This is a genomic window from Kitasatospora sp. NPDC059462 (genome assembly GCF_042749955.1).
Classification (GTDB): domain Bacteria; phylum Actinomycetota; class Actinomycetes; order Streptomycetales; family Streptomycetaceae; genus Kitasatospora.
The window spans coordinates 37042-62444 of sequence record NZ_JBHYUU010000028.1; the positions used below are offsets into that span (position 1 = coordinate 37042).

The following is a 25403-nucleotide window of genomic DNA, read 5'->3' on the forward strand; positions in this document are numbered from 1 at the left end:
GCCATCACGTCGCATTCCGGTTGTGAATGGACGGAAACGGTCGTCATCCGTCATCCTTTGGGCCGTCGGCGTGCGTGAGGATCCCGCGCTCCGACGCCGCCCGGCCGGGGGCCGGGCGTATCCGAACCCGCGGAGAGGCGGAGCACGTGGCACTGGTACTGCGGGGAGGAAGGGCGGCGACCGTGACGGCCAAGTGCTGGGCAGCCTGGGCGTGGTCGTCCCGGCCGCGACCGGACGAAGCCTCGCCGACACCGGGACCACCGCGTTCACCACGGCGACGATCAGCGCCGCCCTGCTGATCCTCGGCGGCCTCGCCGTCGCCCTCGGCCGCCGCCGTCGCCGGCACGGCTGATGAGCCGGTAGGGCCGCACGGGTGGGGTGGTCGTGGCATCCGGCCACGACCGCCCCACCAGCGTTACCCTGCCTCCTGGAGCCGTCCGCGGAGCGGAAGGGGTGCAGGCGGTGCCTCTTGAGGGCGAGTACGACCCGAGTCCGGCGCAGTGGATCCGCGAGCAGGTCGAGCTGTACGAGAGCTCGGGCGGCACACGGGGCACGACGCTGTGGGACACCGGTCTGCCGGTCGTCATCGTCACGATGCGCGGCGCGAGGAGCGGCCGGATCCGCAAGATCCCGCTGATGCGCGTGGAACACGGGGGACGGTACGCGGCGGTGGCCTCGAAGGGCGGCTTCCCGAGCCACCCGGACTGGTACTTCAACCTCAGGGCCAACCCCGAGGTGGATCTCCAGGACGGCCCGGAGGTCCGGAGCATGACGGCCCGTGAGCTCACCGGCGACGAGCGGGACCGGTGGTGGGAGCGCGCGGTCGCCGCGTACCCGACCTACGCCGAGTACCAGGAGAAGACCGACCGCGTGATCCCGGTCTTCGTCCTCGAACCGACCGGCACCTGAGCGACGGCCCCCGCCCGGCGGCCCCACCTCAGCTCGCCGGCCCGATCCCCTCGGGCAGGGCGGCCACCACCAGGGCGACGGCCTCCTCCGCGGTCCCGGTGCGGGCCACCACGTCGCCCCCCTTCCCCACTGAGTACGGCCCGTCGTGGTCCACGGCGATCACATAGCCGACGTTCGCCGTCCAGGGCCGCTCGATCCTGGTGGAGAACCAGAGGTCGAAGTGACTGTTGACCGGCATCAACCGGCGGAGCGCCGGCTGGGCGTACGCGGCCGCCAGCAGGGCGTGGGCCCGCGGGTGCCGGTCGTAGGGCGGCATGTGGACGCGGTCGAGCTTGATGCGCCACGTCAACTCCACGCCCACGAAGGGCTCCCGCTCATGGTCGAGGGCCCAGGGCCGGAACCGGACGAACGGGGCGCGCGCCCTGGTCCGCTCCAGGCCCTCTCCGCCCAGCCACGCCGTCGTCGCCCCGACCACCTCGGCCAGGTCCGAGGTCCGCCCGTAGGCCAGGCGCGTGCGGCGGTCCTGCAGACTCACCTCGAAGGTCCGCCGCCTCCCGGCGGGCGGATCCACCTGCACTCGCCGCCCGCTCCCCGCGTCGACGTACGTCGCGCGCTCACCCGGCAGCTCCTCCGCCCCGGGCAACACGAGCCCGAGCCCCTCCGCCGTCCGGCTCAACGCCGCCCGAAGAGCCCGGCCCCCGCCACCATCATCCCGATCACCCATCCCTCCAGTATCGGGCTCCGGATGGCCCCTGCGGAGGCTCCGGCTCACGGACCGGAGCCGCTGATCCCTGCCCGCGCCACCGTCGCAGCGGCGGCGCGGGCAGGGCCTTCCGGCGGGGTGTCAGCGGTGCTTGAAGACCGCCGGGCGCTTCTCGGCGAAGGCGGTCATGCCTTCCTTCTGGTCGGCGGTGGCGAAGGCGGCGTGGAAGAGGCGGCGTTCGAAGCGGACGCCCTCGGCGAGGGTGGTCTCGAAGGCGCGGTTGACGCTCTCCTTCATCATGATCGCGGCCGGGGTGGACATCTCGGCGACCTTCTCGGCGGTGGCGAGGGCCTCGGCGAGGAGGTCGTCGGCGGGGACGATGCGGGAGACCAGGCCGGCGCGTTCGGCCTCCTCGGCGCCCATCATCCGGCCGGTGAGGCACAGTTCCATGGCCTTGGCCTTGCCGACCGCCCGGGTGAGGCGCTGGGAGCCGCCGATGCCCGGGATCACGCCGAGCTTGATCTCCGGCTGGCCGAACTTGGCGGTGTCGGCGGCGATCAGGATGTCGCAGAGCATCGCCAGCTCGCAGCCGCCGCCGAGCGCGAAGCCGGCCACCGCCGCGACGACCGGCTTGCGCAGCTCGCCCAGGCGGTCCCACGGGCCCAGCCAGTCGTCCAGGTAGACGTCCGGGAACCGGTTGCCCTGCATCTCCTTGATGTCGGCGCCCGCCGCGAAGGCCTTCGCCGATCCGGTGATCACCAGACAGCCGATCTCCGGGTCCCGGTCGAAGGCGGTGGCCGCGGCCACGACCTCGTTCATCAGCCGGTTGTTGAGCGCGTTGAGCGCCTCCGGCCGGTTGAGCGTGATCAGCCCGACCCGGCCCTTGCGGTCCACCAGGATCGTCTCGTAGGTCTCGGTCATCGCCGTTGACTCCCATTCCGTTGTGCTCCGACGGACCCAACGATCTCCGAACCGGACCGCCTCGCGCCAGTCTCGATCCGCGAGACGGTCGTCACCCGAGCCGCAGGTCACCACCGTGCGGCGGCTCGAAGAACGCGGCCACCGTCCGCGGGCCGACCTCGGCGAGGGTGGCCGGCGACCAGTGCGGGTCGCGGTCCTTGTCGACGACCTGGGCGCGGATGCCCTCGACCAGGTCGTGGTGGCCGAGCGCGGCGCAGGACACCCGGTACTCCTGCGTCAGGCCCTCCTCCAGGGAACCGTGCGTCCGGGCCCGGCGCAGGGCGGCCAGCGTGACCTTCAGCATCGTCGGCGAGCGCTCGGCGAGCTCCTCGGCGGCCTGCTTGGCCTCGGGCACGCCGCTCGCCGTCAGCCGCGCGACGATCTCCTCGACGGAGTCGGCCGCGTAGCAGGCGTCGATCCAGGCGCGACGGTCGGCGAGCGGCGCGGCCGGGGCGGGCTCCGCGTACCGGCGCAGGACCTCGTCGACGGGCGCGCCGGCCAGGTCGGCCAGCAGCGCGGGCAGCTTCTCCGACGGCACGAAGTGGTCGGCGAACCCGCACAGCAGCGCGTCCCCGGCGGTCATCGAGGCGGCGGTGAGCCCGAGGTGGGTGCCCAGCTCGCCCGGCGCGCGCGACAGCAGCCACGTCCCGCCGACGTCCGGCACCAGGCCGATCCGGGTCTCCGGCATGGCCACCACCGAGCGCTCGGTGACGATCCGCACCGACCCGTGGGCGGAGACCCCGACGCCGCCGCCCATGGTGATGCCGTCCATCACCGCGACGTAGGGCTTGGGGTAGCGGGAGACCAGCGCGTTCAGCCGGTACTCGTCCCGGAAGAACGCGCGCGTCCCGGCCCCGCCCGCCTTGGCGTCGTCGTGCATCGTCCGGATGTCGCCGCCCGCGCACAGCCCGCGCTCCCCGGCCCCGGTCAGCACCACCACCCGCACCGCGTCGTCCCCGGCCCACTCCTCCAGCACCGTCCGCATCCGCACCACCATCCCGTGCGTCAGCGAGTTGAGCGCCCTCGGCCGGTCGAGCACGATCCGCCCCACCCCGCCGTCCCGCGACGCCCGCACCTCGTCAGCCATCGTCCCCACTCCCGTTCGTCCTCGACCGGCCGTACTCGCGTCAAGACTTCAAGACTTCAAGAATTCAAGGCTCCAAGGCTTCACGATTCCAGGGTTTCAAGCCAAGCACGAAGGGCGGCTCCGGTGGTGACCGGGGCCGCCCTTCGTCCGGCGGGGGAAAATGGTTCGGGGGGTCCTCAGGGGAGGATGCGGCCGGTGACGTCGCCGAAGCCGACGACGGTGCCGTCGGGGCCGGGGGCGGTGGCGGTGATGGTCACCTCGTCGTCGTTCTCCAGGAAGGCGCGGGTCGTGCCGTCCGGGAGCTTGAGCGGGTTCTCGCCGTTCCAGGTGAGTTCGATGAGGGCGCCGCGGGTCTCGACGTCGGGGCCGCTGACGGTGCCGGAGGCGAAGAGGTCGCCGGTGCGCAGGGAGGCGCCGTTGACCGTCATGTGGGTGAGCTGCTGGGCCGCCGTCCAGTACATGGAGGCGAACGGCGGGCGGGAGACGGTGTGGCCGTTGAGGCGGATCTCCATCGCGAGGTCCAGGCCCCACGGCTCGCCGTCGCGGTCGTCGAGGTAGGGGAGCGGCTCGACGTCGCGGGCGGGCGGGGCGACCCGGGCGTGCTCCAGGGCGTCCAGCGGCACGATCCACGGCGAGACGGAGGTGGCGAAGGACTTGCCGAGGAACGGGCCGAGCGGCACGTACTCCCAGCCCTGGATGTCGCGCGCGGACCAGTCGTTGACCAGGCAGACGCCGAAGACGTGCTCGCGGAAGGCGTCCAGGGCGACGGGCTCGCCGAGCGCGGAGGGCGTGCCGACGACGAAGCCGACCTCGGCCTCGATGTCCAGCCGGCGGGTCGGGCCGAAGGACGGAACGGCGTCCGCCGGGGCCTTGCGCTGGCCGTGCGGGCGGACCACCGGCGTGCCGGAGACCACGACGGTGCCGGAGCGGCCGTGGTAACCGATCGGCAGGTGTTTCCAGTTGGGGGTGAGCGGCTCGGAGCCGGGGCGCAGGATCCGGCCCAGGTTGGTGGCGTGGTGCTCGGAGGCGTAGAAGTCGACGTAGTCGGCGACCTCGAACGGCAGGTGGAGTTCCACCTCGGCGAGCGGCAGCAGCAGCGGGGTGAGGGCCTCGCGGTGGGACTCCTCGGTCAGCCAGCGGGTGAGCGAGGCCCGCACCTCGGTCCACACCGGGCGGCCGGCGGCCAGCAGCGGGTTGAGCGAGTCCGCGTCGAGGAGCACCGACGGCTTCCCGGCGGCGCGGGCGGCGGCGCCGGCGTCCAGGACGAAGTCGCCGACGCGCACGCCGATCCGCCGCTGCCCCGGCCGGTCGCCGGCCGTGAAGACGCCGTACGGCAGGTTGTGCACGCCGAACGGCGAGTCGTTCGCGGGGGCGAGCCAGCTGCGGGGGGTGGTCAACGGTCCTCCTGGGGCTTCGGGTCGGGCGACAGCAGGCCGAGGGCGGCCAGGTCGTCCAGGGGCTCGGCGATGCTACAGGTGCCGAACGCGGTGAACGAGTTGCGGATCACCGTGACCTGACGGTCGCTCAGGGTCTGCACGGCCTTGGCGAGCACCTCGCCGGAGCGTTCGGCGAGCACCTCGGCGGCCGCGGCCGGGTCGGTCTCCTGGGCGGCCAGCAGGACGTTCAGGAAACCGTGGTGCTCGAAGCCGGTCACCGGGTCGGTGTGCCGGACGGCGTGGTGCAGCCCGGCCGTGCACTTGTACGGCAGGCCGCGCTGGGCGCACCCGGTGAGGAAGCCGGCCAGCTCCCGCTCGTCCGGGAAGGCTCCGGCGACGATCCCGCCGGTGCGGAACTTGGCCCGGTAGGGGCTGTCGACCAGCACGTCCAGGACCTCGTCCAGGCCGTCGCCGCGCAGCAGTTCGCGCGGCAGCTCGACGGCCGCCGGCACGTCGGCCGGCAGCAGCAGGTCGAGCGCGGCGACCGCCTCCCGGGCGTCCCGGGTGGCGAGTTCGACGCCGGCCACCTCGAAGGGGGCGGCGGCGGCCAGTGCCGGGCCGAGCTCGGAGCTGCCCCCCGGCAGCACCAGCCCGACCCGGAGGGCGGGGGCGGGGTCCTGCGCCGCGGCGGGGCCGGCGCCCTGCGCCGCGGCCGCCAACTCGCCCAGCCGGCCCGCCCCGCAGAGCAACGGGCCGACCGCGTCGGCGTACCAGGCGGTGCGGTGCGCGCGGTGCGCGGGCACCGCGTCGGCGACCGGCAGGTTCCCGGGCGGGAACACCGCCGCGTCGTCGAAGAGCCCCTGGAACAGCGGCGGGATCACGGGGGTGGTGCTCACTGCTGCGGCCCCCGACCGGACCAGGTCCAGGCGTAGCCGGAGTCCTCCGAGGCGCGGCCGCCCTCGCCCAGCTCCAGCGGGCGGAAGGTGTCCACCATGACCGCGAGCTCGTCGAAGAACTCCACGCCGATGGACCGCTCGTACGCGCCCGGCTGCGGGCCGTGGGTGTGGCCGCCCGGGTGCAGCGAGATCGAGCCCTGGCCGATGCCCGAACCCTTGCGCGCCGCGTAGTCGCCGCCGCAGTAGAACATGACCTCGTCGCTGTCCACGTTGGCGTGGTAGTACGGCACCGGGATCGACAGCGGGTGGTAGTCCACCTTGCGGGGAACGAAGTTGCAGATCACGAACCCGTTGCCCTCGAACACCTGGTGGGCCGGCGGCGGCTGGTGGATCCGCCCGGTGATCGGCTCGAAGTCCCGGATGTTGAACGCGTACGGGTACAGGCAGCCGTCCCAGCCGACCACGTCGAACGGGTGGTGCGGCACGGTGTACCGGGTGCCGGAGATCCCGTTCGGGCCGCGGTGCTTGACCAGGACGTCGACGTCGCCGCCGTCGACGAGCAGCGGGCCGGACGGGCCGCGGAGGTCCCGCTCGCAGTACGGCGCGTGCTCCAGCAGCTGGCCGTACTTGGAGAGGTAGCGCTTGACCGGGGTGATGTGGCTGTTCGCCTCGATGCAGTAGGCGCGCAGCGGTTCGTCGCCGGACGGCACCCAGCGGTGGGTGGTCGCCCGGGGGATGACCACGTAGTCGCCCTGGCCGACCTCCAGCGCGCCGAAGACCGTCTCCACGGTGCCGGAGCCGGACTCCACGTACACGCACTCGTCGCCGAGCCCGTTGCGGTACAGCTCGCTCGGCGCCCCGGCGGCGACGTAGGAGATCCGCACGTCGCCGTTGCCGAGGACGAGCCGGCGCGAGGCCACGACGTCCGCGGACTTCCACTCCTGGCCCGCGAACAGCTCGTGCAGCTTGAGGTGGCGGGGGAGCAGGGGATGGTTGGGCACCGTCGACTGGTCGGGCAGCTCCCACGGCACGGCGTTCACGACGGCCGAGGGGATGCCCCGGTGGTAGAGCAGCGAGGAGTCCGAGGAGAACCCCTCCTCGCCCATCAACTCCTCGTAGTACAGCCCGCCCTCGGGCGTGCGGTGCTGCGTGTGCCGCTTGGGCGGGATGCTGCCCAGCTGCCGGTAGTACGCCATCGTCCCTGCTCCTCCCGGACCTTCCTGTGGCCCAGCGCTTCCTACGGCTCCAGCGGTGGCTGCGTGCCCCGGAGATCGCCGGCCCCGGAGACCGGCGGCCTCCGGGGCGGCCCGCCTCAGAGGTTGCCGCGGCGCTCCTGCTCGCGCTCGATGGCCTCGAAGAGCGCCTTGAAGTTGCCCTTCCCGAAGCCCAGCGAACCATGCCGCTCGATGAACTCGTAGAAGACGGTCGGGCGGTCGCCGATCGGCTTGGTGAAGATCTGCAGCAGGTAGCCGTCCTCGTCGCGGTCGACCAGGATGCCGCGGCTCTTCAGCTCCTCGATCGGCACCCGGACCTTGCCGATCCGCTCGCGCAGCTCCGGGTCGTCGTAGTACGAGTCGGGGGTGTTGAGGAACTCGACGCCGCGCGAGCGCAGCACGTCGACGGTGGTGAGGATGTCGTTGGTGGCCAGCGCCATGTGCTGGCAGCCCGCGCCGGTGTAGAACTCCAGGTACTCGTCGATCTGGGACTTCTTCTTGGCGACGGCCGGCTCGTTGAGCGGGAACTTCACCCGGTGGTTGCCGCTGGCGACGACCTTCGACATCAGCGCCGAGTAGTCGGTGGCGATGTCGTCGCCCACGAACTCGGCCATGTTCACGAAGCCCATGACCTTGTTGTAGAAGGTGACCCACTCGTCCATCTTGCCGAGCTCGACGTTGCCGACCGCGTGGTCCAGGGCCTGGAACAGGCGGCGCGGCGAGCCCTCCGGGTGCTGCACCTTGCTCCGGGCGGTGATGTAGCCGGGCAGGTACGGGCCGGTGTAGCGGGAGCGGTCGATCAGGGTGTGGCGGGTCTCGCCGTAGGTGGCGATCGCGGCGCGGCGCACGGTGCCGTTCTCGTCGGAGACGTCGTTCGGCTCCTCCAGGACGGTGGCGCCCTGGGCGCGGGCGTGCGCGATGCACTTGTCGACGTCCGGGACCTCCAGGGCCAGGTCGACGACGCCGTCGCCGTGGCGGCGGTGGTGGTCCAGCAGCGGGCTGTCGGGGGAGACACCGCCCTTGATCACGAAGCGGCAGGAGCCGGAGCGCAGCACGAAGGCCTTGCGGTCGCGGCGGCCGGTCTCCGGGCCGGAGTAGGCGACCAGCTCCATGCCGAAGACGGCCTGGTAGAACTGGGCCGTCTGGGTGGCGTTGCCGACCACGAACACGACGGCGTCCTGCGCGGTGACCGGGAACGGGTCGCTGGCGGGGTCGTGCTCGACGAGGCCGACGAGGCGGCGCAGCTGCTCGGCGTCGAGACCGGCCTCGCGCTCCTCGGGGGTCAGCTCAAGGGCGTGGGACTGCGGGGTCATCGGTCGTTCCTCCACATTGAGGCCTCGGCATTGAGGCATCCGCTTGAGGCTGCCGCTCCGCGGGGTTGGGGTGGGGGCGGATGCGGGCGGCTGAGCGGAGAGCTTGCTCCAGTCGGGCGGATTGGGCAACAGATCGGGTTTTCACTGTTCAATGTGTACAAGGTGATCAGGAAATCGCTGGTCATGCTGTGCAGAATGCTCGGTGGATCCGGGGGGTTTCACGAGTTCTGCGCATCGGCCCCGATCGGGCGAGTGCGCTGGTCAGGGCGGTGGAGCGGGGTGGAGGGAGGTGGAGGGGGGAGGGGCGGTGGGAGCGGCTCAGGGCGGGGGAGCGCAGGGGACGAGGTGGCCGTCGAACCAGTCGCGGGCCAGCTCGGCGACCCGGTCCAGCGTCCCGGGCTCCTCGAACAGGTGCCCGGCGTGCGGGACGACGGCCAGCTCACTCTCGCAGCGCAGCCGCTCGCGCGCCCGCCGGTTGAGGTCGATCACCACCTCGTCCCGGCCGCCGACGATCAGCAGCGTCGGCGCGAGCACCGTGCCCAGCGCCTCCTCCCCGGCGAGGTCCGGCCGCCCGCCCCGGGAGACCACCGCGCCCACCCCGTGCCCGAGCCGGGCGGCCGTCCACAGCGCGGCGGCGGCGCCGGTGCTCGCACCGAACAGCCCGAGCGGCAGGAACGCGCCCCCGGCCGCGCGGGCCTGCTCGGCGGGCAGCGCGCGGGCCACGTCGGTCAGCCGGGCGCCCAGCAGCTCGACGTCGAAGACGTTGCGCCGGTCCTCCTCCTCGTCCTCGGTGAGCAGGTCGAACAGGAAGGTGGCCAGCCCGGCGTCGTTCAGGCGGGCGGCCACGTGGCGGTTGCGCGGGCTGTGCCGGCCGCTGCCGCTGCCGTGCGCGAACACCACGATGCCGCGGGCGCCGGCGGGCACCGTCAGCCGGCCGGTCAGCCGGGCGCCGGCGGCGGGCAGCGTCACCTCGCGGTCGGACGCCGGAACCCCGTCGTCGTCGGCTCCCGGTGGGTCGGTGGACCCCGCCCCACCGCCGGACCCCGCTTCGCCGCCGGACCCCGCTTCGCCGGCGCGGGCCGCGGCGAGGTGGCGCAGCACCTCCGCGTCCTCGGTCTGCGAGAAGTCCGCGTAGAACTCGCCGATCGCGAAGAACGGCGACGGCGTGCCCACGCACACCAGCTCGTCGGCGACCCCGCTCAGCCGCTCCGTCCACTCCCGCGGCGCCACCGGCACGGCGAGCACCACCCGCTCCGCCCCGCGCGCCCGCACGATCAGGCAGGCGGCCCGGGCGGTCGAGCCGGTCGCGATGCCGTCGTCGACCACGACCACCGTCCGCCCGCGCAGGTCCACCGGCGGGCGCCCGCCCCGGTAGCGGTGCGCCCGGCGTTCCAGCTCGGTCCGCTCACGGGCCTCCACCGCGGCCAGCTGCTCCGGCGTCACCCCGGCGGGCCGCAGCACGTGGTCGTTGATCACCCGCACCCCGTCCTCGCCGATCGCCCCCATGCCCAGCTCCGGCTGGTACGGGACGCCCAGCTTGCGGATCACGCAGATGTCCAGCGGCGCGCCGAGCGCGGCGGCCACCTCGGCGGCCACCGGGACGCCGCCGCGCGGCAGGGCCACCACCACGGTGCGGGGGCCGCGCAGGTGGCCCAGCAGGGCGGCCAGCCGGCGTCCCGCGTCGGTGCGGTCGGTGAAGTGGGTACCGGTGGCGTGCATGGTGTCGGCCTCCGGTTCCACCGTACGTCGCCGGGGTGGCGCGCGGCGCGACCGGGAGGCCCGGGGCCCGGCCTGCCCTGTCACGTCCCGGGCGGGGCCGGGACGGTCCGGGACGCGGATGGGGCCGGCCGCCCGTGCGTCCGGGACGACGGGCGGTCCAGCGTGGTGCACACCGGTCCGGTGGGCCCTCCCTCACCCGCCGGGCCGTCCGATCCGCCGACCCCGCCGAAGGAGCCGACCCGTGTCCTTCCCCCACCCGCAGCACCACCCCGTCCCCGACGTCGCCGCCGCGCCCGTCCCCGCACACGCCCCCGCATACGTCCCCGCGCCGCACGACCCCGCCGCGCACGTCCCCGGCCTGCACGCCACCGGCGACCCGGTGAACGGCGCCCCCGCCACCGGCTGGACCGTCGCCACCGCGCTGCCCGTCAGCTACCGGGTCCGCTTCACCCCCGGGGTGCTGGACCCGCGCAACCCGGCGCTCGCCCGGGCCGGCGGCCCGCCCGGGCGCCGGCTCGTCGTCGTCGACGCCCGCGTCCACGACCTGCACGGCGAACACCTGCGCCGCTACCTGGCCGCCCAGGGCGTCGAGCACGAGACGCACGTCCTGCTCGCCCACGAGCAGGTGAAGACCATGGACGCGGTCTTCCAGGTCGCCGACCGGATGGACTCCTTCGGGATCTCCCGCCGCGGCGAGCCGGTGATCGCGGTCGGCGGGGGCGTGCTCACCGACGTCGTCGGCCTCGCCTGCAGCCTCTACCGCCGCTCCACGCCCTTCGTGCGCGTCCCCACCACGCTGATCGGCCTGGTCGACGCGGGCGTCGGCGCCAAGACCGGGGTGAACCACGGCCGTCACAAGAACCGCCTCGGCACCTACCACCCCGCCGTCGACACCTTGCTCGACCCGGCCTTCCTCGCCACCCTGGACCGGCGCCACATCGGCAACGGGCTCGCCGAGATCCTCAAGGTCGCGCTGATCAAGGACGCCGACCTCTTCGTCCTGCTGGAACGCCACGGGCGCGACCTGCTCGACACCGGCTTCCAGTCCCCGGGCGCCGGCGCCGCCGTGCTCGGCCGCGCCGTGCACGGCATGCTCCAGGAGCTCCAGCCCAACCTCTGGGAACACCGCCTGGAACGCCTGATGGACTACGGCCACTCGTTCAGCCCGACCGTCGAGATGCGCGCGCTGCCCGAGCTCCTGCACGGCGAGGCGGTCTGCGCCGACATGGCGCTCACCACCGTCGTCGCCCGGCGCCGCGGCCTGGTCGACACCGAGCAGGCCGAACGGATCCTGCGGCTGATGCGGCGGCTCGAACTGCCCGTCTGGCACCCGCTGATGGAGCCCGTCACGCTCGGCGAGGCGCTCGCCGACACCGTCCGCCACCGCGACGGGCGGCAACGGCTGCCGCTGCCCCGCGGGATCGGGGCGGGCGTCTTCGTGGACGACCTCGACGGGGCCGAACTCGCCGACGCGGCCGGGTGGCTGCGCGCCTGGTCGGCCGGGGACGGTGCCGGTGCCGGTGCGGGGGCTGCGGAGGGGAGGGGGACGCGTGCGTAGCGCCGTCGTGATCGCCGACACCACCGCACCGGCCGACGTCCACGGGGTGCACGGCGCCCCCGGGACCACCCGGTGGACCTGCCTCGCGCGCCGCGCCGGACTCGCCGGGGACTGGGAAGCCGTCGAATGGGCGAGCATCCCGGCGGGCGGCGTCAGCGGCGAACACCTCCACACCCGCACCCGCGAGGTGTACGTCCTGCTCGCCGGGGAGGGCGAGGTCACCCTCGACGGCCGTCCGCACACCGTCCGCGCGGGCGACGCCGTCCTGACGGCGGTCGGCACCCGGCACGGGCTGCGCAACACCGGGACCGGGCCGCTGGACTGGCTGGTGATCGAACTGCCCGCCGATCCGCCCGCCGACCCGGCGGCCGCCGCCCCGGTGGGCAGCACCGTGGTCCGCGACCTGAGACGCACCGGTCCGATCGACCCCTCCGCCGTCGTCGGCGGACCGCTGCGCCTGCTGCGGCACGTCGAACTCGCTACCGGGGAGCGCGACTTCCTGCTCGCCGACGGCGTCGAGCACACCGCCTTCGTCCTCGGCGGCAACGGGCGGGCGGGCGCCGGGGACGTCCGGGTGCCGCTGCGCCCGGGCACCGCGTTCACCCTGCCGCTCGGCACCGACCTCCACCTCGCGGCCGGCCCCGGCGGCCTCGTCTACCTGCACGCGGAACTCGTGCCGAAGAGCGGGGGGCGGCGATGATCGTCACCCGGACGGCCGCACCCCGCCTGCTCCTCGGCCCCGGCACCCAGCGGATCCGCACCCGCTGCCTCGCCCGCCGCGGCATGCTGCACAGCGAGTGCGAGGCCTTCGAACACATCAGCCTCGGGCCGGGTGCCTGTTACGACCTCACCGGCCGTGACTCCACCGAGGCGGCCTGGTACGTGCTGCGTGGCCCGGTCGTCCTGGTCGACTGCCCGGACCACCCGCTGCGTCTGCTCGACCGTGGCGCCCTCCTGCTCGCTCCGCACGGCGGGACCGTCCATCTGCACGGTGGCCCGCTCGGCGCGGAACTGCTCTGTCTCACGGTTCTGCCGGCCGAGGTGAGCGCCGCCCTGCCGGACCGCCGGCCGCAGCTCGTGCGCGGCCCGGTGTCCGACGGCGACAGCGGCCGGCCGCCGGCCGTGCGGGCGCGGGTCGGGGCGGACCGCCCGGGCGCGTGCTGAGGGGTGGGTGGCGCCGGTTGGTGGCCGTGGGGTGGGGTGGGGCCTGCTTCCGACGTGGGTGTCGCTCGGTGGGGTTCGGGGGTTCGGGGCCGGGTCGTCCCGGGACCTGCCCGGCGGCTCCGGCCGGTGGTCGTGGGTGGGGTGGGGCTTGTTCCCGACGTGGGTGTCGCTCGGTGGGGTTCGGGGGTTCGGGGCCGGGCCGTCCCGGGACCTGTCCGGCAGCCCCGGCCGGTGACCGGTGGGTGGCCGTGGGTGGGGTGGGGCCTGTTCCTGACCTGGCGTCGCCCGGCGAGGTCCGGGGGCCTGAGCCGCGCCCTCCCGGCGCGGGTCGGGGCGGATCACCGGGGTTCCTTCCGGGGCGTGGGTGGCGCCGGCCGGTGTCCATGGGGGTGCGGGTGGGGCCGGCTCCGGCCGTGGGCGTCGCCCGGTGGGGGTGCGGGGCCGGGGCCCGCCGCCGTGTACAGGCGGGCCGCCGGCCATCCCGGGGCCGGGCCCGTTCCGGCGCGGGTCGGGGCGGACCATCCGGGCCCGTGTTGAGGGGGGCTGCGCCAGCCGGTCGGTGGCTGCGGACGTGAGTGTCGGCCGGTCGAGGCCGGCCCAGGTCAGGGGCTGGGGCCGGGCCCGGCCGTCGTGGACAGGTGGGCCGTCCCGGGCTCGTTCCGGCGCGGGTCGGGGCGGACCATCCGGGCCCGTGGTGAGGGGTGGGCTGCGCTGGCCGGTCGGTGGCCGCGGACGGTGTCCGTGGGGCGTGCGTGGGGCCACTCCGGACATGGGTGACGCCCGGCGGGGGCGGCGAGGTCCGTTCCGGCGCGGGTCGGGGCGGAGCGCTCGGGCCCGTGGTGGCGCCGGTTGGTGGCTGGTGGGTGTCCGTGGGGTGCGGGTGAGGTCGGCTCGGGACGTGGGTGTCGCCCGGTGAGGTTCGGGGCTCGGAGCTGGGCCGTCCCGGGGCCCGTCCGGCGGCCCCGGCCGGTGTTCGTGGGGCGCGGGTGGGGCCGGCGCGGGTCGGGGCGGACCATCCGGGCCCGTGGTGAGGGGTGGGCTGGGCTGGCCGGTCGGTGGTCGCGGACGGTGTCCGTGGGGCGTGCGTGGGGCCGCTCCGGACATGGGTGACGCCCGGCGGGGGCGGCGAGGTCCGTTCCGGCGCGGGTCGGGGCGGAGCGCTCGGGCCCGTGGTGGCGCCGGTTGGTGGCTGGTGGGTGTCCGTGGGGTGCGGGTGAGGTCGGCTCGGGACGTGGCGTCGCCCGGTGAGGTTCGGGGCTCGGAGCTGGGCCGTCCCGGGGCCCGTCCGGCGGCCCCGGCCGGTGTCGGCGGGGCGCAGGTGGGGCCGGCTCGGGACGTGGCGCCGCCCGGTCCGGGTGCAGGGGCCGGGGCCCTCCGCCATGGACCGGCGGGGTCGGGGCGGACTCGGTGAGGGGTGGGCGGCCCCGGCCGGTGTCCGTGGGGCGCGGCCGGGGCCGGTTCCCGCCCCGGGGCGTCCCGGGCGGGGGTGCGGGGCGTGGTGGGGGCCGGGGGCTCAGGTGGGCGGGGCGGTGGGTGGCGCAGCGTGGAGGCCGTGGTCCGGAGCCGTCCGGACGGGAGGAGGCCGCCATGCGTCGAGGCGTCCGGCTCGATCGCCGCATCCAGGCCGGTGCCGCACAGCTCTCCCTGGCGGTGCGCAGCGGCGAGGCGTCGTGGGCCGAACTCGGGGCGCGGCTGGACGGGTTCGGGGCCGGCCGGTTCGTCGTGGTGACGGACGGCACGGCGCCCGCCGGTCCGCTGGGCCGGGTCCGCGCACTCGCCGCCGGCCTGGCGCCCACCACCGTGCACGACCTGCGCGACGGACCGCTGCCCGCCGCCCCTGCCGGGGCCGTCGTGGTCGCCGTCGGCGGTGAACGCGCCTGTGGGTACCCGGCCGACGTCCGGGTGCCCACCGACCTGGCCGCCGCGTGCGGTCCGGCACTGGCCCTGTACCGGCCGGTCCCGGCCGCGGCGCTGGCCTGGGTGCGGGCCGACGTGCTCGCCGAGCGCCCCGCCGCGTGGACCCGCGCCGGGATGGTCGCCGTCGTGCGCCACGTGCTCGCCGTCTGCCCGGCCCACTACTCGACGCTCGCCGCCCTCCTCCACCCCGGCGCGCGGTACGACGAGCCGACGCTCACCGCCCTGCTCGCCCTGTGCGCCGACGCGCGGGCCGCCCTGGTCTGCTTCGACCCCGAGGAGACCGGCCCCGCGCTGGCCCTCGGCTACGGCCGCGGCCTCGCGAGTGCCGTGCGGGCCGTCGCCGGCCCCGCCCTCGCGCCCGGCGACGCCGGGGCGCTGGGCCTGCTGCTCGCCGCCCGGGTGGCGGCGCGGCTCGGGCTGGCGGACGGTGCCACCGGCTGGGCCCACCGGGAGCTGCTGGCCCGCAACGGTTCGGCGACCGCCCTGCCCGGCGGGGTCGACCCGGACCGGCTGACCGCCGCGCTCGCCGCCGCGAGCGCGCCCGGGCTGCTGCTCCTCGCCGAGCTCGGCCGCCCGTACTGCGCCGGTGGCAGGCTGCTGACCCCGGTGGACGGCACGGTGCTGAGGGCCGCGGTCGACGGTCTGGCCGACGGCGCGGGGGCGGGCGTCCCGCGCAGCCGCACCGGCAGCCCGGAGCCCGCCCGGGCCGTCGCGCTGCGGGCCGCCGGACCGGTCCCGGGCACGCCGTGAGGACGCGGGACCCGGGCACGGGGGCCGCCCGGGCACCGTCCGGGAGCGGGCCGGGAGCGGGCCGGGCGCAGGCCGGGAGCGGGCCGGGAGCGGGACAGGACCCGGCTCCCGTGCGACCGGGACGACAGGCGCCACATCGTGGACAACGGAAGCGGCCCCGTACGGACCGCAGGAGACCAGAAGGAGTTCCCGTCATGCCGGGCACCGTCATCACCGACCTCCGCCGACGCGGCGCCGTCGACCCCAGCCGGGTGCTGACCGGACCGCTGCGCGCCGTCGGACTGCAGTGGCTCGACCCCGGCCGCAGCGTCGAGGTCACCGCCGAGGGCGTCGAGCGCGCCCTGTACATCACGGCCGGCTCGGGCACCGCCACGGTGCCGGGGGCCGAGGCCGACGCCGGGTCCGAGGCCGGGAACGAGCCGTCGGCGGCCGGCGACTCCGGGATCCCGCTGGTCGAGGGCACCGCCGTGACCCTGCCGCTCGGCGCGCGCACCGTGTTCACGGCCGGCACCGCCGGTCTGGAGTTCTTCCACGCGGTGCTCGCCGTGGCCGGCCACCCGGGCCGGGCCCTCGCCCACCCGGCGGCGGACCGGCCGAGCACCGAACGCCCGGTGGACGGCCACCCGGCCGCCGGACGACCGGAGACCGACCACCCCGACGCCGACCACCCCGACGCCGGACATCCCGACGCCGACCACCCGGCCGCCGAACGTCCCACGACCGGCCGCCCCGACCCCCGACGTCCCGCGACCGGCCGTCCCGCGACCGGCCGTCCCGCGACCGGCCGTCCCGCGACCGGCCGTCCCGCGACCGGCCGTCCCGCGACCGGCCGTCCCGCGACCGGACACCCCACCGCCGGCCGCCCCGACCACCCCGACACCCCTCCGAGCCCGAAGGGAGGCGAGCCCCGGTGATCGTCACCACCGCCACGGCCTCGGCCGCCGTCATCCTCGGCCCGAACGGCGAGCGCGTGCGCCTGCGCTGCCTCGCGCGCCGCTCCATGCTCGCCAGTGCCTGCGAGAGCTTCGACCACCTGCGGCTGAGCCCCGGCGCCCACCACCTGATGGCGGGGCGGCCCGAGACCGAGACCGTCCTGTTCGTGGTGCGCGGCTCCCTGCTCGTCGGCCGGACCGCCGACGAGCCGGACCACCTGGCCGCCGACGGCGATCTGCTGCTGGCGACCCGGGGCCGGGAACTGCTCCTGGAGGCCGGTCCGCTCGGCGCCGAGGTGCTCTGCCTCGCCCTGGCCGCGCCCCGCCGCACCACCGCGACCAGGCGCTCCCTGGCCCGGCGGCGCGCCGAACGGCGGAGCCGGCCGTGACCGGCCCCGCCACGGCCGCCGCGGCCCGTACCTCCGACCGCGTCCCGGATCGCACCGAGGCCCCCGCCCGTACGGCGGGGGCCGCCGGTGCCACGGCCGACGCCGCGACCATGGCGGCGCTGCGCTTCGAGGCACCGCACCGGGTCGTGCTCGCCCGGGTGCCCCGGCCCGCGCCGCCGGGGCCGGACGCGGTCACCGTGCGCACCTCCCTGGTCGGCCTTTGCGGAACCGACCTCGAACTCCTCCACGGCACCGCCGCCTACCTGCGCGACGGGCGGGCCCGCTTCCCGCTCGTCCCGGGGCACGAGTGGTGCGGCACGGTCGCCGAAGTCGGCCGTGCGGTCACCGAGTTCGCGCCCGGCGACCGGGTGGTCGGCCACACCATGGTGCACTGCGGCCTGTGCCGGATGTGCCGGCGCGGCCGCCGCCCGCTGTGCGAACGCCTCACCGAGGTCGGCCTCTACGGTCGCCAGGGCGCCGCCGCCGAGTACGTGGTGCTGCCGGAACGCTCGCTGTCCCGGATCCCCGCCCGGGTGCCGGACCGGGCCGCCGTGCTGACCGAACCGGCGGTGACGGTGGTGGCCGGGCTGGAACGGTCCGGATGCGGGCTCGGCGACCGGGTGGTCGTCCTCGGCACCGGCACCATCGGCCTGCTCGCCGTCCAACTCGCCGCCCGGCTGGGCGAGTCGGTGGATGCGGTGGGCATCGACCCGGCCGGGCGGCGGCTCGCGCTGCGCTGCGGTGCGCGCCGCGCGCTGAGCCCCGAGCAGGCCCGGGCCGCCGGCCCCGGCCGCTACGCGCTCGCGGTCGAGGCGTCGGGCGCGGGCCCGGCGTTCGCGCTCGGCCTCGACCTGCTCGAACCGGGCGGCCGGCTCGCCGTGATCGGCGTGGCCAGCGGCCCGTGCCCGGACTTCGACCCGGGCCGACTCGCCCTGCGCGGACTGGAGGTGATCGGTGTCCGGCACGGCCTGGACCACTACGACCGCACACTGCGGCTGTTCCGCGACGGCGTGCTGACGGCCGAGCCGCTGATCGCCGCCGTGCTGCCGCCGGCCGCCGGGCCGGAGGCGTTCCGCCTGCTTGCGGGCGGCCGCAGCGGCCCGCCCAAGGTGCTCCTCGACTTCGGCCGCGTCGGCGACGCGGCGCCCGTCCCTCCCCCCGAAGGAGATCCCGCGTGATCCTCGTACCCGCCGCCGTCCCCCGGACGGCCCCCGCGTTCCGGCGGCTGATCGACCCGCAGCACCTGCCGTCCGCGCACGGCGGTCTGACCGTCGAGACCCTGCCGCCTGGTGTCCGCGTCGAGCACCACCCCTCCCGGGTGGGCGAATCCGTGACGCTGGTGCTCTCCGGCGGGATCCGCTCGGCCGGGCGCGTGCTCGGCCCGGGCGAGGGCCTCTACCACCCGCCCGGCAGCGTCTGCGGACTCACCGCCCTGCCCGGCGCGCCCGCCGCCGTGCTGACCGTCCGGCCGCTCGCGGTGCCCGGCGACCGGCCCGCGCCGCGCCCCCACCCCGTCCCGCTCGCGCCGCCGAGGCCCGGCCTCCGCTCCCACGGCGACGTTCCGGACCCGCCCGCCCCCGACCCGCCCGCCGCGGCGGTGCCCGCCGCACGCAGCAGCGACACCGACGTCGGCGCCGGAACCGGAACCGGCACCGGCAGCGCGCCGATCGCCGGCTCGGCCGGCATGACGGTGCACTGGCTCGCCACCGACGAGACGGTCGGCGCCCTGCGGCTCACCGTCGCCGCCTCGCGGTTCGGCGCCGGCGGCAGCCACGACCTGCACCGGCACCCGCACGCCGACGAGTTCTTCCTCGTCCTCTCCGGCGGCGGCACCCACCTCACGGAGACCACCGGGATCCCGGTCCGCGCCGGGGACCTGGTGTTCGTCCCGGCCGGTGAGTGGCACGGCTTCCGCACCGGCCCGGCCGGTCCGACCGACGCCCTCTACGGCTACCTGGGCGCGCCGAGCCTCGCCCGGGCCGGCTACCGGGTCCGCCCCGCCGCCGCGGCGGAGGTGACCCGATGAGCGTCCCCGGACCGCACGACCGGCACCCCGACGGCGGTGCGCGGCCGCCCACGGTGGCCGTCGTCACCGGGGCCAGCTCCGGCATCGGCCGGGCCACCGCCGTCGCCCTGGCCCGGGCCGGGCACGCGGTGGCGATCGGCTACCGCACCGACCGCGCCGCCGCCCGCCGGACCGCCGAACTGGGGGGCGGGCGGACCGTGCTGCTGCCGCTGGACCTCGCCGACCCGGGGGGCGCGGCGCGGGCCGTGCACGGCGCCGCCGAGCAGCTCGGCGGCATCGACATCCTGGTCAACTCGGCCGGGATCAACCATCGTTCACCGGCCCTGGAAGAGAACCTGGACGACTGGTGGCGGATCCTCGCGGTGGACCTCACCGGCCCCTTCGCCTGCGCCCAGGCGGCCGCCCGCCGGATGGTCGGCCAGGGGCGCGGCGGGCGGATCGTCAACGTCACCTCCGTCCACGAGTTCACCCCGATCCTGGGCGGCTCCGCCTACTGCGCGGCCAAGGGCGCGCTCGGCGCGCTCACCCGGGTGATGGCCCTGGAGCTGGCGCCGTACGGGATCACCGTGAACGCGGTCAGCCCCGGCGAGACCGCCACCCGGATGAACGGCGTCGTCGACGACCGCGTCCTCGACGGCCGCGCCCTGGACGGCCGTGACCTCGGCGCCCTCGCCCGGCCCGCCATCCCGGTGGGCCGGCCCGGCCGGGCGGCCGAGGTCGCGGCGGCCGTCGTCCACCTGACCGGCCCGGACGCCGGGTACACCACCGGCGTGTCGCTCACCGTCGACGGCGGCCTCAGCCTGATGAGCGCGATCGCCAACCAGCGCGACGCCGCCCACGAACGGGCCCTCCGCCCCGAGCGGCCCGACGCCCCGGAAGCCCCGGAAGCGGAAGCCCCGGAAGCCCCGGAAGCCTCCGGATTCCCGAACGCCCCCGGAAGGAGCGCCCGATGACCGGCATTCCCGGCGCGCGCGCCGTGCACCACGTCGCCTACACCGTCCCCGACCTCGACCAGGCGGTGGCGTTCTTCACCGAGGTCCTCGGCGCCCGCCTGCTCTACCGCCTCGGACCGGTCGCCGCGCCGCCCGGGGACGAGGACTGGATGCACCGCCAACTCGGCGTCCACCGCTCGGCGGTGGCGCACATCGCGATGCTGCGCCTGGGCCCGGTCAGCAACCTGGAGCTGTTCCAGTACACCGCCCCGGGCCAGCGCCGCGAGCAGCCCGCCAACAGCGACTGGGGCGGGCACCACCTCGCGATCGCCGTCGACGACGTGGACCGCGCCGTCGCCCACCTGCGCCGCCGGCCCGGCGTCGAGGTGCTGGGCGAGCCGCAGACGATCGCCGACGGCGGACCGATCGACGGCGACCGCTGGGTGTACTTCCGCGCGCCCTGGGGGCTCCAGCTGGAGGTGCTCGCGATGCCGCCCGGCATGCCCTACGAACGCGCCACCCCCGACCGGCTGTTCGCACCCCCGGGGCCGTGGGACGCCGCCGGCGCGCCGTCGGACGGGACCGGTCCGTCGTGATCGAGACCACCGCCGCCGTGGTGCGCGGGACCGGTGGGCCGTTCCGCCCGGAGACCGTCCGGCTGGACGGCCCCCGCACGGACGAGGTCCTGGTCCGGATCCGCGCCGTCGGCATCTGCCACACCGACCTGAGCGTGCGGGCCGGCCGCACGCCCGCGCCGCTGCCCGCCGTCCTCGGCCACGAGGGCGCGGGCACCGTCGAGGCGGTCGGCGACGGCGTCACCCGGCTGCGGCCCGGCGACCGCGTCGTGCTGACCTTCGACTCCTGCGGCGCCTGTCCGCCCTGCCGGGCAGGGCTTCCGGTGCGCTGCGACCACTGGGCCGCGCTGAACCTCTTCGGCGGCTTCCGGCTGGACGGCAGCGCCACCGTGCACGGCACGGGCCGCCACCGCGGCGCCGCGCTGCACGGCCACTTCTTCGGCCAGTCCTCCTTGGCGGGGCATGCGCTCGCCGACGAGCGCAACGCCGTGCCCGTCACCGGCCCGCCGGTGCCGTTCGAGGTGCTGGCGCCGCTCGGCTGCGGCGTGCAGACCGGCGCGGGCGCCGTCCTCAACGTGCTGCGGCCCGAACCCGGCGACACCCTGGCGGTGTTCGGCGCGGGCGCGGTGGGACTGGCCGCCGTCCTGGCGGCCCGGTCGACCCCGGTGGTGCGGATCGTCGCCGTCGACCTGCGCCCCGAGCGGCTCGCCCTGGCCCGCGAACTCGGGGCCACCGACGTGGTCGACGCGGGCACCGCGGACCCGGTGGCGGCGCTGCGCGACCTCACCGGCGGGCGCGGCGCGCAGCACACGCTGGAGACCAGCGGCAGCGTCCGCGCGCTGCGCCAGGCGGTGGAGGCGCTGGCCGTCGGCGGGACCTGCGGGGTGGTCGGCGCGCCGCCGGCCGGCAGCGAAGTGGGCCTGGACGTCCCCGGGCTGCTCGCCCGGGCGCCCAGGATCGTCGGGGTGAACCAGGGGGCGAGCGTGCCGCAGCGGTTCCTGCCGGTGCTGGTGGACCTGTTCCGGGCGGGACGGCTGCCGGTGGACCGGCTGGTGCGGACGTTCCCGTTCGCGGCGGTCGAGGAGGCGGCCGCGGCGGCGGAGGCGGGGGAGGTGGTGAAGCCGGTGCTGATGCTGCCCTGAGCTGCGCCGATGGCCCGCCGTCGGGTCCGCCGTCCCGTTCTGGGACCGGAACGGGACGGCGGGCCCATGTGCCCGGGGCGTGGCGCCGACCAGAGTGGAGTGCGGAGCGGTTGATCGGCTCGACCGCCCGGAGCTGAAGAATCTGGAGCACCCATCCCATGGCAACGAACACGACCTCGAAGACGCTCGGCGTCGCGTCCGCCATCGTCGGCGTCGCCGCAGCGACCGCGGTCATCAGGAGCGCCGTCATCGGCGCGGTGGCCAAGTCGGCTCCCGCGCAGGCGGGCTCCGCCGCGGAACCCGAGCGCCACTGCAAGCCGGGCCAGAAGGACTGCTGAACCGGTCACCCGTGATCGCTTCCGCCGGATCCCTCCCCGGCCCACCCCCGACCCCCCGCCCCCGCTCCCGGTCCTGCCGGAAGCGGGGGCGGGGGGCGTCGTGGTGCGCCGCCGCTCAGGACGCGGGGCCGCGCCGCTGCGAGGGGTGCCGGGGGAGGACGGCCAGCACCCGGGTCCCGCTCTGCTGCGTGAGCCGGGCGATGGTGCAGTGTCCGCCGATCTCGGCCGCCCGGTCCGCCATCGACCGCAGCCCGACCCCGCCGGACGACCCCAGCCGCGCCAGGTCCGTTCCCGCGGGCCCCGGTGCACCCGGGGGGCCCTCCTCGGGCGGCTGCGGGACGCCGAGGCCGATCCCGTCGTCCTGGACGGTCAGCGTCAGGTTCGCGTCGTCCACCCGCATCGTCACCCGGGCGTGCCGGGCGTCGGCGTGCCGCAGCACGTTGTTGAGCGCCTCGGCGGTGATCCGGTACGCGGCCACCTCCACGGCGGCGGGCAGGTCCGGCAGCGGGTCCGGGTGCAGGGCGGCCGTGACGGCGAGCCCGTCGGTGCTGAACGAGGCGGCCAGGTGCTGGACGGCCCGGGTGAGGCCGAACTCGCCGAGCGGCGCCGGCCCGAGCCGGTCGGTGATCCGCCGCACCTCCTTGATCGCCATCGCCAGGTCGTCCGAGATGCCCTGCAGCGTCCGCGCGATCCCCTCGGCCGCCGCCCCGGCGGCCCCACCCGCGCCCGTTCCGCCCGCTGCCCCGCCCGCCCTGCTCGCCGTCTCGGCCGCCCTGCTCGCTGTCCCCGCCGCGGTCCCAGCCGTCCCCGCCGCGCTCCCTGCCGTCCCGGCCGTCCCCGCGCCCGCCGTCGTCTCGGCCGCCGAGGCCGCGTTGTCGACCCGCAGCCGAAGCCCGGCCAGCGCCGGGCCGAGTCCGTCGTGGATGTCCCGCCGCAGGCAGCGCCGCTCCTCCTCACGCGCGGCGACGATCTGCTCGCGGCTGGCCTGGAGGTCCTCCGCCAGCCGCAGCGAGGCGACGGCCGGCGAGGCCTGGTCGGCCAGCGAGCGCAGGATGTCGGCGTCGCTCGGCTCCAACTGCTCCTCGCCCGCCCGCAGCCCCACCGTCAACTCCCCGATCACCACGCCGTGGTGGACCAGCTCGAAGCCCCGCACCGGCCCGTCCAGCCGCCCCACCGCCGCGAGCGGCCGGCGCCCGGCCCGGGTGGAGACGGCCAGCGCCACGCCCGGCAGCCTGAGCTCCTCCGCGACGGCCGTGCACAGCGCCGCCGGCAGCCGCTGCGGCTCGACCACCTGCCGGACCTGCCCGGCCAGCGTCCGCAGCACCTGGTAGGGCTGGGCGCGGTCGCCGTAGTAGAGCCGGTCCACCACGCCCACCGCCCACCGGGCGGCCCGCGGCAGACCCGCGCCCAGCGCGAAGACCAGCGCGATCAGCAACAGCGCGGCGGCGCCCCGGCCGGGCACCAGCCACGCGGACAGCACCGCCGCGCACGCCACGAACAGCACGGTGAGCCCGGTGGCGAGCAGCAGCCCGGTCAGGACGGAGCGGGCCGCCCGGTCCAGCCGCCACCCGCCGTCCCGGACCACCAGGAAGGCGACGGCCACCGCCCACACCGCGCCGGCCGCCGTGAACAGCGCGTAGCTCAGCCAGTACTCGTACGCGTAGCGGCGCTCGTAGTACTCCTGCATGCCCGCCCACAGCAGGTAGGCGCCCAGCATCCCGGCCAGGTGCGCGCGCCGCCGGGGCGCGCTGCGCCGCAGCAGCCGCACCAGCAGCACGGTGGCGGCGATGCCGATCAGCAGGTAGTTGGTGACGTCGTAGAGGCCGCCGACGTGGTCGGCCACGGAGCCGAGGAAGTTCGCGGGCGCGGTGTCGGCGAGCGGGTTGGGGCGGCCGTAGACGGTCGGCCGGTCCAGGAAGGACATCGTGTCCGGGATCACCCAGAGGGTGACGGCGCCGATGTACCACCACCACCGGCGGGTGGTGAGCCGGGCGGCCGGCAGCCAGAGCGGCAGCACGTAGAACAGGGTCACGCTGACGGTGTCGCAGACCGCGCGCACCACCGCGGCGGTGCCCACCAGCCCGGGGTCGGTGACCTGCACCGAGACGGGTGCGGCGACGGCGCTCGGCAGCATGGACGTCAGCGCGTAGAGGAGCATCACCCAACCGAGCGGATTTCCCGGCCGGTGGGCGTGCAGCAGCATGCCCGCCGCCGCCGTCGGCAGGGCGTAGACCAGGATGGCGAGCTGGTCCCGCGGACCCTCCACCCCGGAGGCGCCGAGGTGGACGAGGACGTAGCAGATCCAGAGGGTGGCGACCGCCAGGCAGAGCACGGTGAGCGCGGCGGCGCCGGTGAGCCGCCGCTGGGCGGGCGTCCGCCGTGGCGGAGCCCCGGCCCGCGTGTGCGGCCGGGGGCGGGAGGGGGTCACCGTGGTCATGGCACCGCCTAGGGACGGGTGGGGAACGGGCCACCGACGGCCGGTCGCGGGGCCGGGCGCGCTTTGCTCCAGTGTCGGCCGCCCGCCGTCCCGGGCGCATGGGGTCGTGGTCTCGTCCGCCCCGGTCGGGGGACGCCCCCGTCCACGGCCCGTCCGCCGGGCGGGCACCCGCCGTCACCGTCGTCACGCAGAGTCGCGAAGATATCGCTGGTAGTGTCGGCCACGTGGAGGAAAACCAGCCAGCCGAAGAACCGCGGCAGCCGGAGGGCCGGGCGGACGAGGTACGGGCGCCCGCACCGGTCCGGGTCCTGATCGTCGACGACCACCCGCTGTTCCGCGAAGGCCTGAAGGCCGCCCTGGAGAGCGCCGAGGGCATCGTCGTCGTCGCCGAGGCCGAACGCGCCGGCGACGTACCGGAGGCGGTCGCCCGCCACCACCCCGACATGGTCGTGATGGACCTCTCGCTCCCGGACGGCTCCGGGCTGGAGGCCACCCGGCGGCTCTCCGCCGGCCAGCCGGCCCCGCCGGTGCTGATGCTCACCATGGCGGACGACGACGGCAGCCTGCTCGCCGCCCTCCAGGCCGGGGCCCGCGGCTACCTGGTGAAGGGCGCGGGCCGCGAGGAGGTGCTGCACGCGGTGCGCACCGTCGCGGCGGGCGGAGCGGTCTTCGGCGCGGACGTCGCCGAACGGATCACCACCCTGCTCGCCGGGGCCCGGGTGCGGGAGGCCGGCCAGCTCTTCCCGGCGCTCACCGCCCGCGAGGCCGAGGTCCTCGACCTGGTGGCGCGCGGACTGGACAACCGCCGGATCGCCCGGGAGCTGGTGGTCGCGGAGAAGACGGTCCGCAACCACGTCACCCACATCTTCGAGAAGCTGCACGTCGCGACCCGCGCCGAGGCCGTCGCCCGGGCCCGCGACATGGGACTCGGCGACGGCTGACCGCCCCGCGGGCACCCCGCCGCCACCCCCGGGCCGGCCGGGCCGGGGCCGGGACCGGACCGTCGTCCCGCGCCGCCGGGACGGCGGGACCCGCAGGATGCGGGGGAGGAGGCCCTCATCATGAG

The 25403-nt window shown here is 76.3% G+C and carries 24 protein-coding genes; 15 read left to right on the top strand and 9 right to left on the bottom strand.

Annotated elements, in window-relative coordinates; translation table 11 throughout:
- Positions 1–193 precede the first annotated feature (193 nt).
- Together ACFXAM_RS10815 and ACFXAM_RS10820 are read left to right on the top strand one after the other, a co-directional pair.
- The gene (locus ACFXAM_RS10815) at positions 194–352 is read left to right on the top strand and encodes an LPXTG cell wall anchor domain-containing protein (RefSeq protein ID WP_380289620.1); all 159 of its coding nucleotides are present in this window, start codon (positions 194–196) and stop codon (positions 350–352) included.
- A 110-nt stretch (positions 353–462) separates the two neighbouring features.
- Positions 463–909: a nitroreductase family deazaflavin-dependent oxidoreductase gene (locus ACFXAM_RS10820; protein WP_380289622.1), complete on the top strand. Its 447-nt coding sequence runs from the start codon at positions 463–465 to the stop codon at positions 907–909.
- Between the two features lie 28 nt (positions 910–937).
- On the opposite strand, the gene ACFXAM_RS10825 is transcribed toward ACFXAM_RS10820, so the two are convergent.
- The 8 genes from ACFXAM_RS10825 to ACFXAM_RS10860 form a co-directional block, all read right to left on the bottom strand.
- Entirely contained in the window at positions 938–1444 is a 507-nt protein-coding gene (locus ACFXAM_RS10825; protein WP_380289624.1) for a DUF6193 family natural product biosynthesis protein, read from the bottom strand.
- A gap of 309 nt (positions 1445–1753) precedes the next feature.
- Positions 1754–2533 carry an enoyl-CoA hydratase gene (locus tag ACFXAM_RS10830; RefSeq protein ID WP_380289626.1) on the bottom strand — a complete coding sequence of 260 codons (780 nt, stop codon included), beginning with the start codon at positions 2531–2533 and terminating at the stop codon, positions 1754–1756.
- Between the two features lie 91 nt (positions 2534–2624).
- The gene (locus tag ACFXAM_RS10835) at positions 2625–3659 is read right to left on the bottom strand and encodes an enoyl-CoA hydratase/isomerase family protein (RefSeq protein WP_380289628.1); all 1035 of its coding nucleotides are present in this window, start codon (positions 3657–3659) and stop codon (positions 2625–2627) included.
- Positions 3660–3835: 176 nt separating this feature from the next.
- The gene (gene fahA / locus ACFXAM_RS10840; RefSeq protein WP_380289630.1) at positions 3836–5056 is read right to left on the bottom strand and encodes a fumarylacetoacetase; all 1221 of its coding nucleotides are present in this window, start codon (positions 5054–5056) and stop codon (positions 3836–3838) included.
- Complete coding sequence (locus tag ACFXAM_RS10845) at positions 5053–5931, bottom strand: hypothetical protein (protein ID WP_380289632.1); 879 nt, start codon at positions 5929–5931, stop codon at positions 5053–5055. The genes fahA and ACFXAM_RS10845 overlap by 4 nt, the downstream gene beginning before the upstream one ends.
- Positions 5928–7127 (bottom strand): homogentisate 1,2-dioxygenase, encoded by a 1200-nt coding sequence (locus tag ACFXAM_RS10850; RefSeq protein WP_380289634.1) that lies wholly within the window; start codon positions 7125–7127, stop codon positions 5928–5930. Before ACFXAM_RS10850 ends, ACFXAM_RS10845 begins: the two co-directional genes overlap by 4 nt.
- 116 nt (positions 7128–7243) lie before the next feature.
- Positions 7244–8458, bottom strand: a complete 1215-nt coding sequence (hppD, locus tag ACFXAM_RS10855) for a 4-hydroxyphenylpyruvate dioxygenase (protein WP_380289636.1) — start codon at positions 8456–8458, stop codon at positions 7244–7246.
- Positions 8459–8776: 318 nt separating this feature from the next.
- A complete protein-coding gene (locus ACFXAM_RS10860) occupies positions 8777–10177 on the bottom strand; it encodes a phosphoribosyltransferase family protein (RefSeq protein WP_380289638.1) in 1401 nt (466 codons plus the stop codon).
- 358 nt (positions 10178–10535) lie between these two features.
- Here ACFXAM_RS10860 and ACFXAM_RS10865 point away from each other — a divergent pair, with 358 nt between their 5' ends.
- The 12 genes from ACFXAM_RS10865 to ACFXAM_RS10920 all read left to right on the top strand — a co-directional run bounded on the left by ACFXAM_RS10865 (position 10536) and on the right by ACFXAM_RS10920 (position 21900).
- Complete coding sequence (locus tag ACFXAM_RS10865; RefSeq protein WP_380289665.1) at positions 10536–11735, top strand: sedoheptulose 7-phosphate cyclase; 1200 nt, start codon at positions 10536–10538, stop codon at positions 11733–11735.
- Positions 11728–12435 carry a cupin domain-containing protein gene (locus tag ACFXAM_RS10870; RefSeq protein WP_380289640.1) on the top strand — a complete coding sequence of 236 codons (708 nt, stop codon included), beginning with the start codon at positions 11728–11730 and terminating at the stop codon, positions 12433–12435. The genes ACFXAM_RS10865 and ACFXAM_RS10870 overlap by 8 nt, the downstream gene beginning before the upstream one ends.
- Complete coding sequence (locus tag ACFXAM_RS10875) at positions 12432–12899, top strand: hypothetical protein (RefSeq protein WP_380289642.1); 468 nt, start codon at positions 12432–12434, stop codon at positions 12897–12899. The genes ACFXAM_RS10870 and ACFXAM_RS10875 overlap by 4 nt, the downstream gene beginning before the upstream one ends.
- 1587 nt (positions 12900–14486) lie before the next feature.
- A complete protein-coding gene (locus ACFXAM_RS10880; RefSeq protein WP_380289644.1) occupies positions 14487–15566 on the top strand; it encodes a hypothetical protein in 1080 nt (359 codons plus the stop codon).
- Between the two features lie 194 nt (positions 15567–15760).
- A complete protein-coding gene (locus tag ACFXAM_RS10885; protein WP_380289646.1) occupies positions 15761–16480 on the top strand; it encodes a hypothetical protein in 720 nt (239 codons plus the stop codon).
- On the top strand, positions 16477–16887 hold the full coding sequence (locus ACFXAM_RS10890) for a hypothetical protein (protein WP_380289648.1): 411 nt from the start codon (positions 16477–16479) through the stop codon (positions 16885–16887). The genes ACFXAM_RS10885 and ACFXAM_RS10890 overlap by 4 nt, the downstream gene beginning before the upstream one ends.
- Positions 16884–18065, top strand: coding sequence for a zinc-binding dehydrogenase (locus ACFXAM_RS10895; RefSeq protein WP_380289650.1), 1182 nt, complete (start codon positions 16884–16886; stop codon positions 18063–18065). The genes ACFXAM_RS10890 and ACFXAM_RS10895 overlap by 4 nt, the downstream gene beginning before the upstream one ends.
- A complete protein-coding gene (locus ACFXAM_RS10900; protein ID WP_380289652.1) occupies positions 18062–18913 on the top strand; it encodes a cupin domain-containing protein in 852 nt (283 codons plus the stop codon). Before ACFXAM_RS10895 ends, ACFXAM_RS10900 begins: the two co-directional genes overlap by 4 nt.
- Positions 18910–19866 (top strand): SDR family oxidoreductase, encoded by a 957-nt coding sequence (locus ACFXAM_RS10905; protein ID WP_380289654.1) that lies wholly within the window; start codon positions 18910–18912, stop codon positions 19864–19866. Before ACFXAM_RS10900 ends, ACFXAM_RS10905 begins: the two co-directional genes overlap by 4 nt.
- Entirely contained in the window at positions 19863–20441 is a 579-nt protein-coding gene (locus ACFXAM_RS10910) for a VOC family protein (protein WP_380289656.1), read from the top strand. Before ACFXAM_RS10905 ends, ACFXAM_RS10910 begins: the two co-directional genes overlap by 4 nt.
- A complete protein-coding gene (locus ACFXAM_RS10915; RefSeq protein ID WP_380289658.1) occupies positions 20438–21562 on the top strand; it encodes an NAD(P)-dependent alcohol dehydrogenase in 1125 nt (374 codons plus the stop codon). Before ACFXAM_RS10910 ends, ACFXAM_RS10915 begins: the two co-directional genes overlap by 4 nt.
- 158 nt (positions 21563–21720) lie before the next feature.
- A complete protein-coding gene (locus tag ACFXAM_RS10920; protein WP_380289660.1) occupies positions 21721–21900 on the top strand; it encodes a hypothetical protein in 180 nt (59 codons plus the stop codon).
- Positions 21901–22015: 115 nt separating this feature from the next.
- Here the strand turns inward: ACFXAM_RS10920 and ACFXAM_RS10925 are convergent, their stop codons facing one another.
- Complete coding sequence (locus ACFXAM_RS10925; protein WP_380289662.1) at positions 22016–24337, bottom strand: sensor histidine kinase; 2322 nt, start codon at positions 24335–24337, stop codon at positions 22016–22018.
- A gap of 308 nt (positions 24338–24645) precedes the next feature.
- Here ACFXAM_RS10925 and ACFXAM_RS10930 point away from each other — a divergent pair, with 308 nt between their 5' ends.
- The gene (locus ACFXAM_RS10930; protein ID WP_380289667.1) at positions 24646–25278 is read left to right on the top strand and encodes a response regulator; all 633 of its coding nucleotides are present in this window, start codon (positions 24646–24648) and stop codon (positions 25276–25278) included.
- Positions 25279–25403: the final 125 nt, after the last annotated feature.

Bases quoted from the DNA above. Each gene is read 5' to 3' on its own strand.
- ACFXAM_RS10830 (WP_380289626.1), bottom strand. From the start codon at position 2,533: ATGACCGAGACCTACGAGACGATCCTGGTGGACCGCAAGGGCCGGGTC.
- ACFXAM_RS10835 (WP_380289628.1), bottom strand. From the start codon at position 3,659: ATGGCTGACGAGGTGCGGGCGTCGCGGGACGGCGGGGTGGGGCGGATC.
- ACFXAM_RS10850 (WP_380289634.1), bottom strand. From the start codon at position 7,127: ATGGCGTACTACCGGCAGCTGGGCAGCATCCCGCCCAAGCGGCACACG.
- hppD (WP_380289636.1), bottom strand. From the start codon at position 8,458: ATGACCCCGCAGTCCCACGCCCTTGAGCTGACCCCCGAGGAGCGCGAG.
- ACFXAM_RS10860 (WP_380289638.1), bottom strand. From the start codon at position 10,177: ATGCACGCCACCGGTACCCACTTCACCGACCGCACCGACGCGGGACGC.
- ACFXAM_RS10875 (WP_380289642.1), top strand. From the start codon at position 12,432: ATGATCGTCACCCGGACGGCCGCACCCCGCCTGCTCCTCGGCCCCGGC.
- ACFXAM_RS10880 (WP_380289644.1), top strand. From the start codon at position 14,487: ATGCGTCGAGGCGTCCGGCTCGATCGCCGCATCCAGGCCGGTGCCGCA.
- ACFXAM_RS10885 (WP_380289646.1), top strand. From the start codon at position 15,761: ATGCCGGGCACCGTCATCACCGACCTCCGCCGACGCGGCGCCGTCGAC.
- ACFXAM_RS10905 (WP_380289654.1), top strand. From the start codon at position 18,910: ATGAGCGTCCCCGGACCGCACGACCGGCACCCCGACGGCGGTGCGCGG.
- ACFXAM_RS10910 (WP_380289656.1), top strand. From the start codon at position 19,863: ATGACCGGCATTCCCGGCGCGCGCGCCGTGCACCACGTCGCCTACACC.
- ACFXAM_RS10920 (WP_380289660.1), top strand. From the start codon at position 21,721: ATGGCAACGAACACGACCTCGAAGACGCTCGGCGTCGCGTCCGCCATC.
- ACFXAM_RS10925 (WP_380289662.1), bottom strand. From the start codon at position 24,337: ATGACCACGGTGACCCCCTCCCGCCCCCGGCCGCACACGCGGGCCGGG.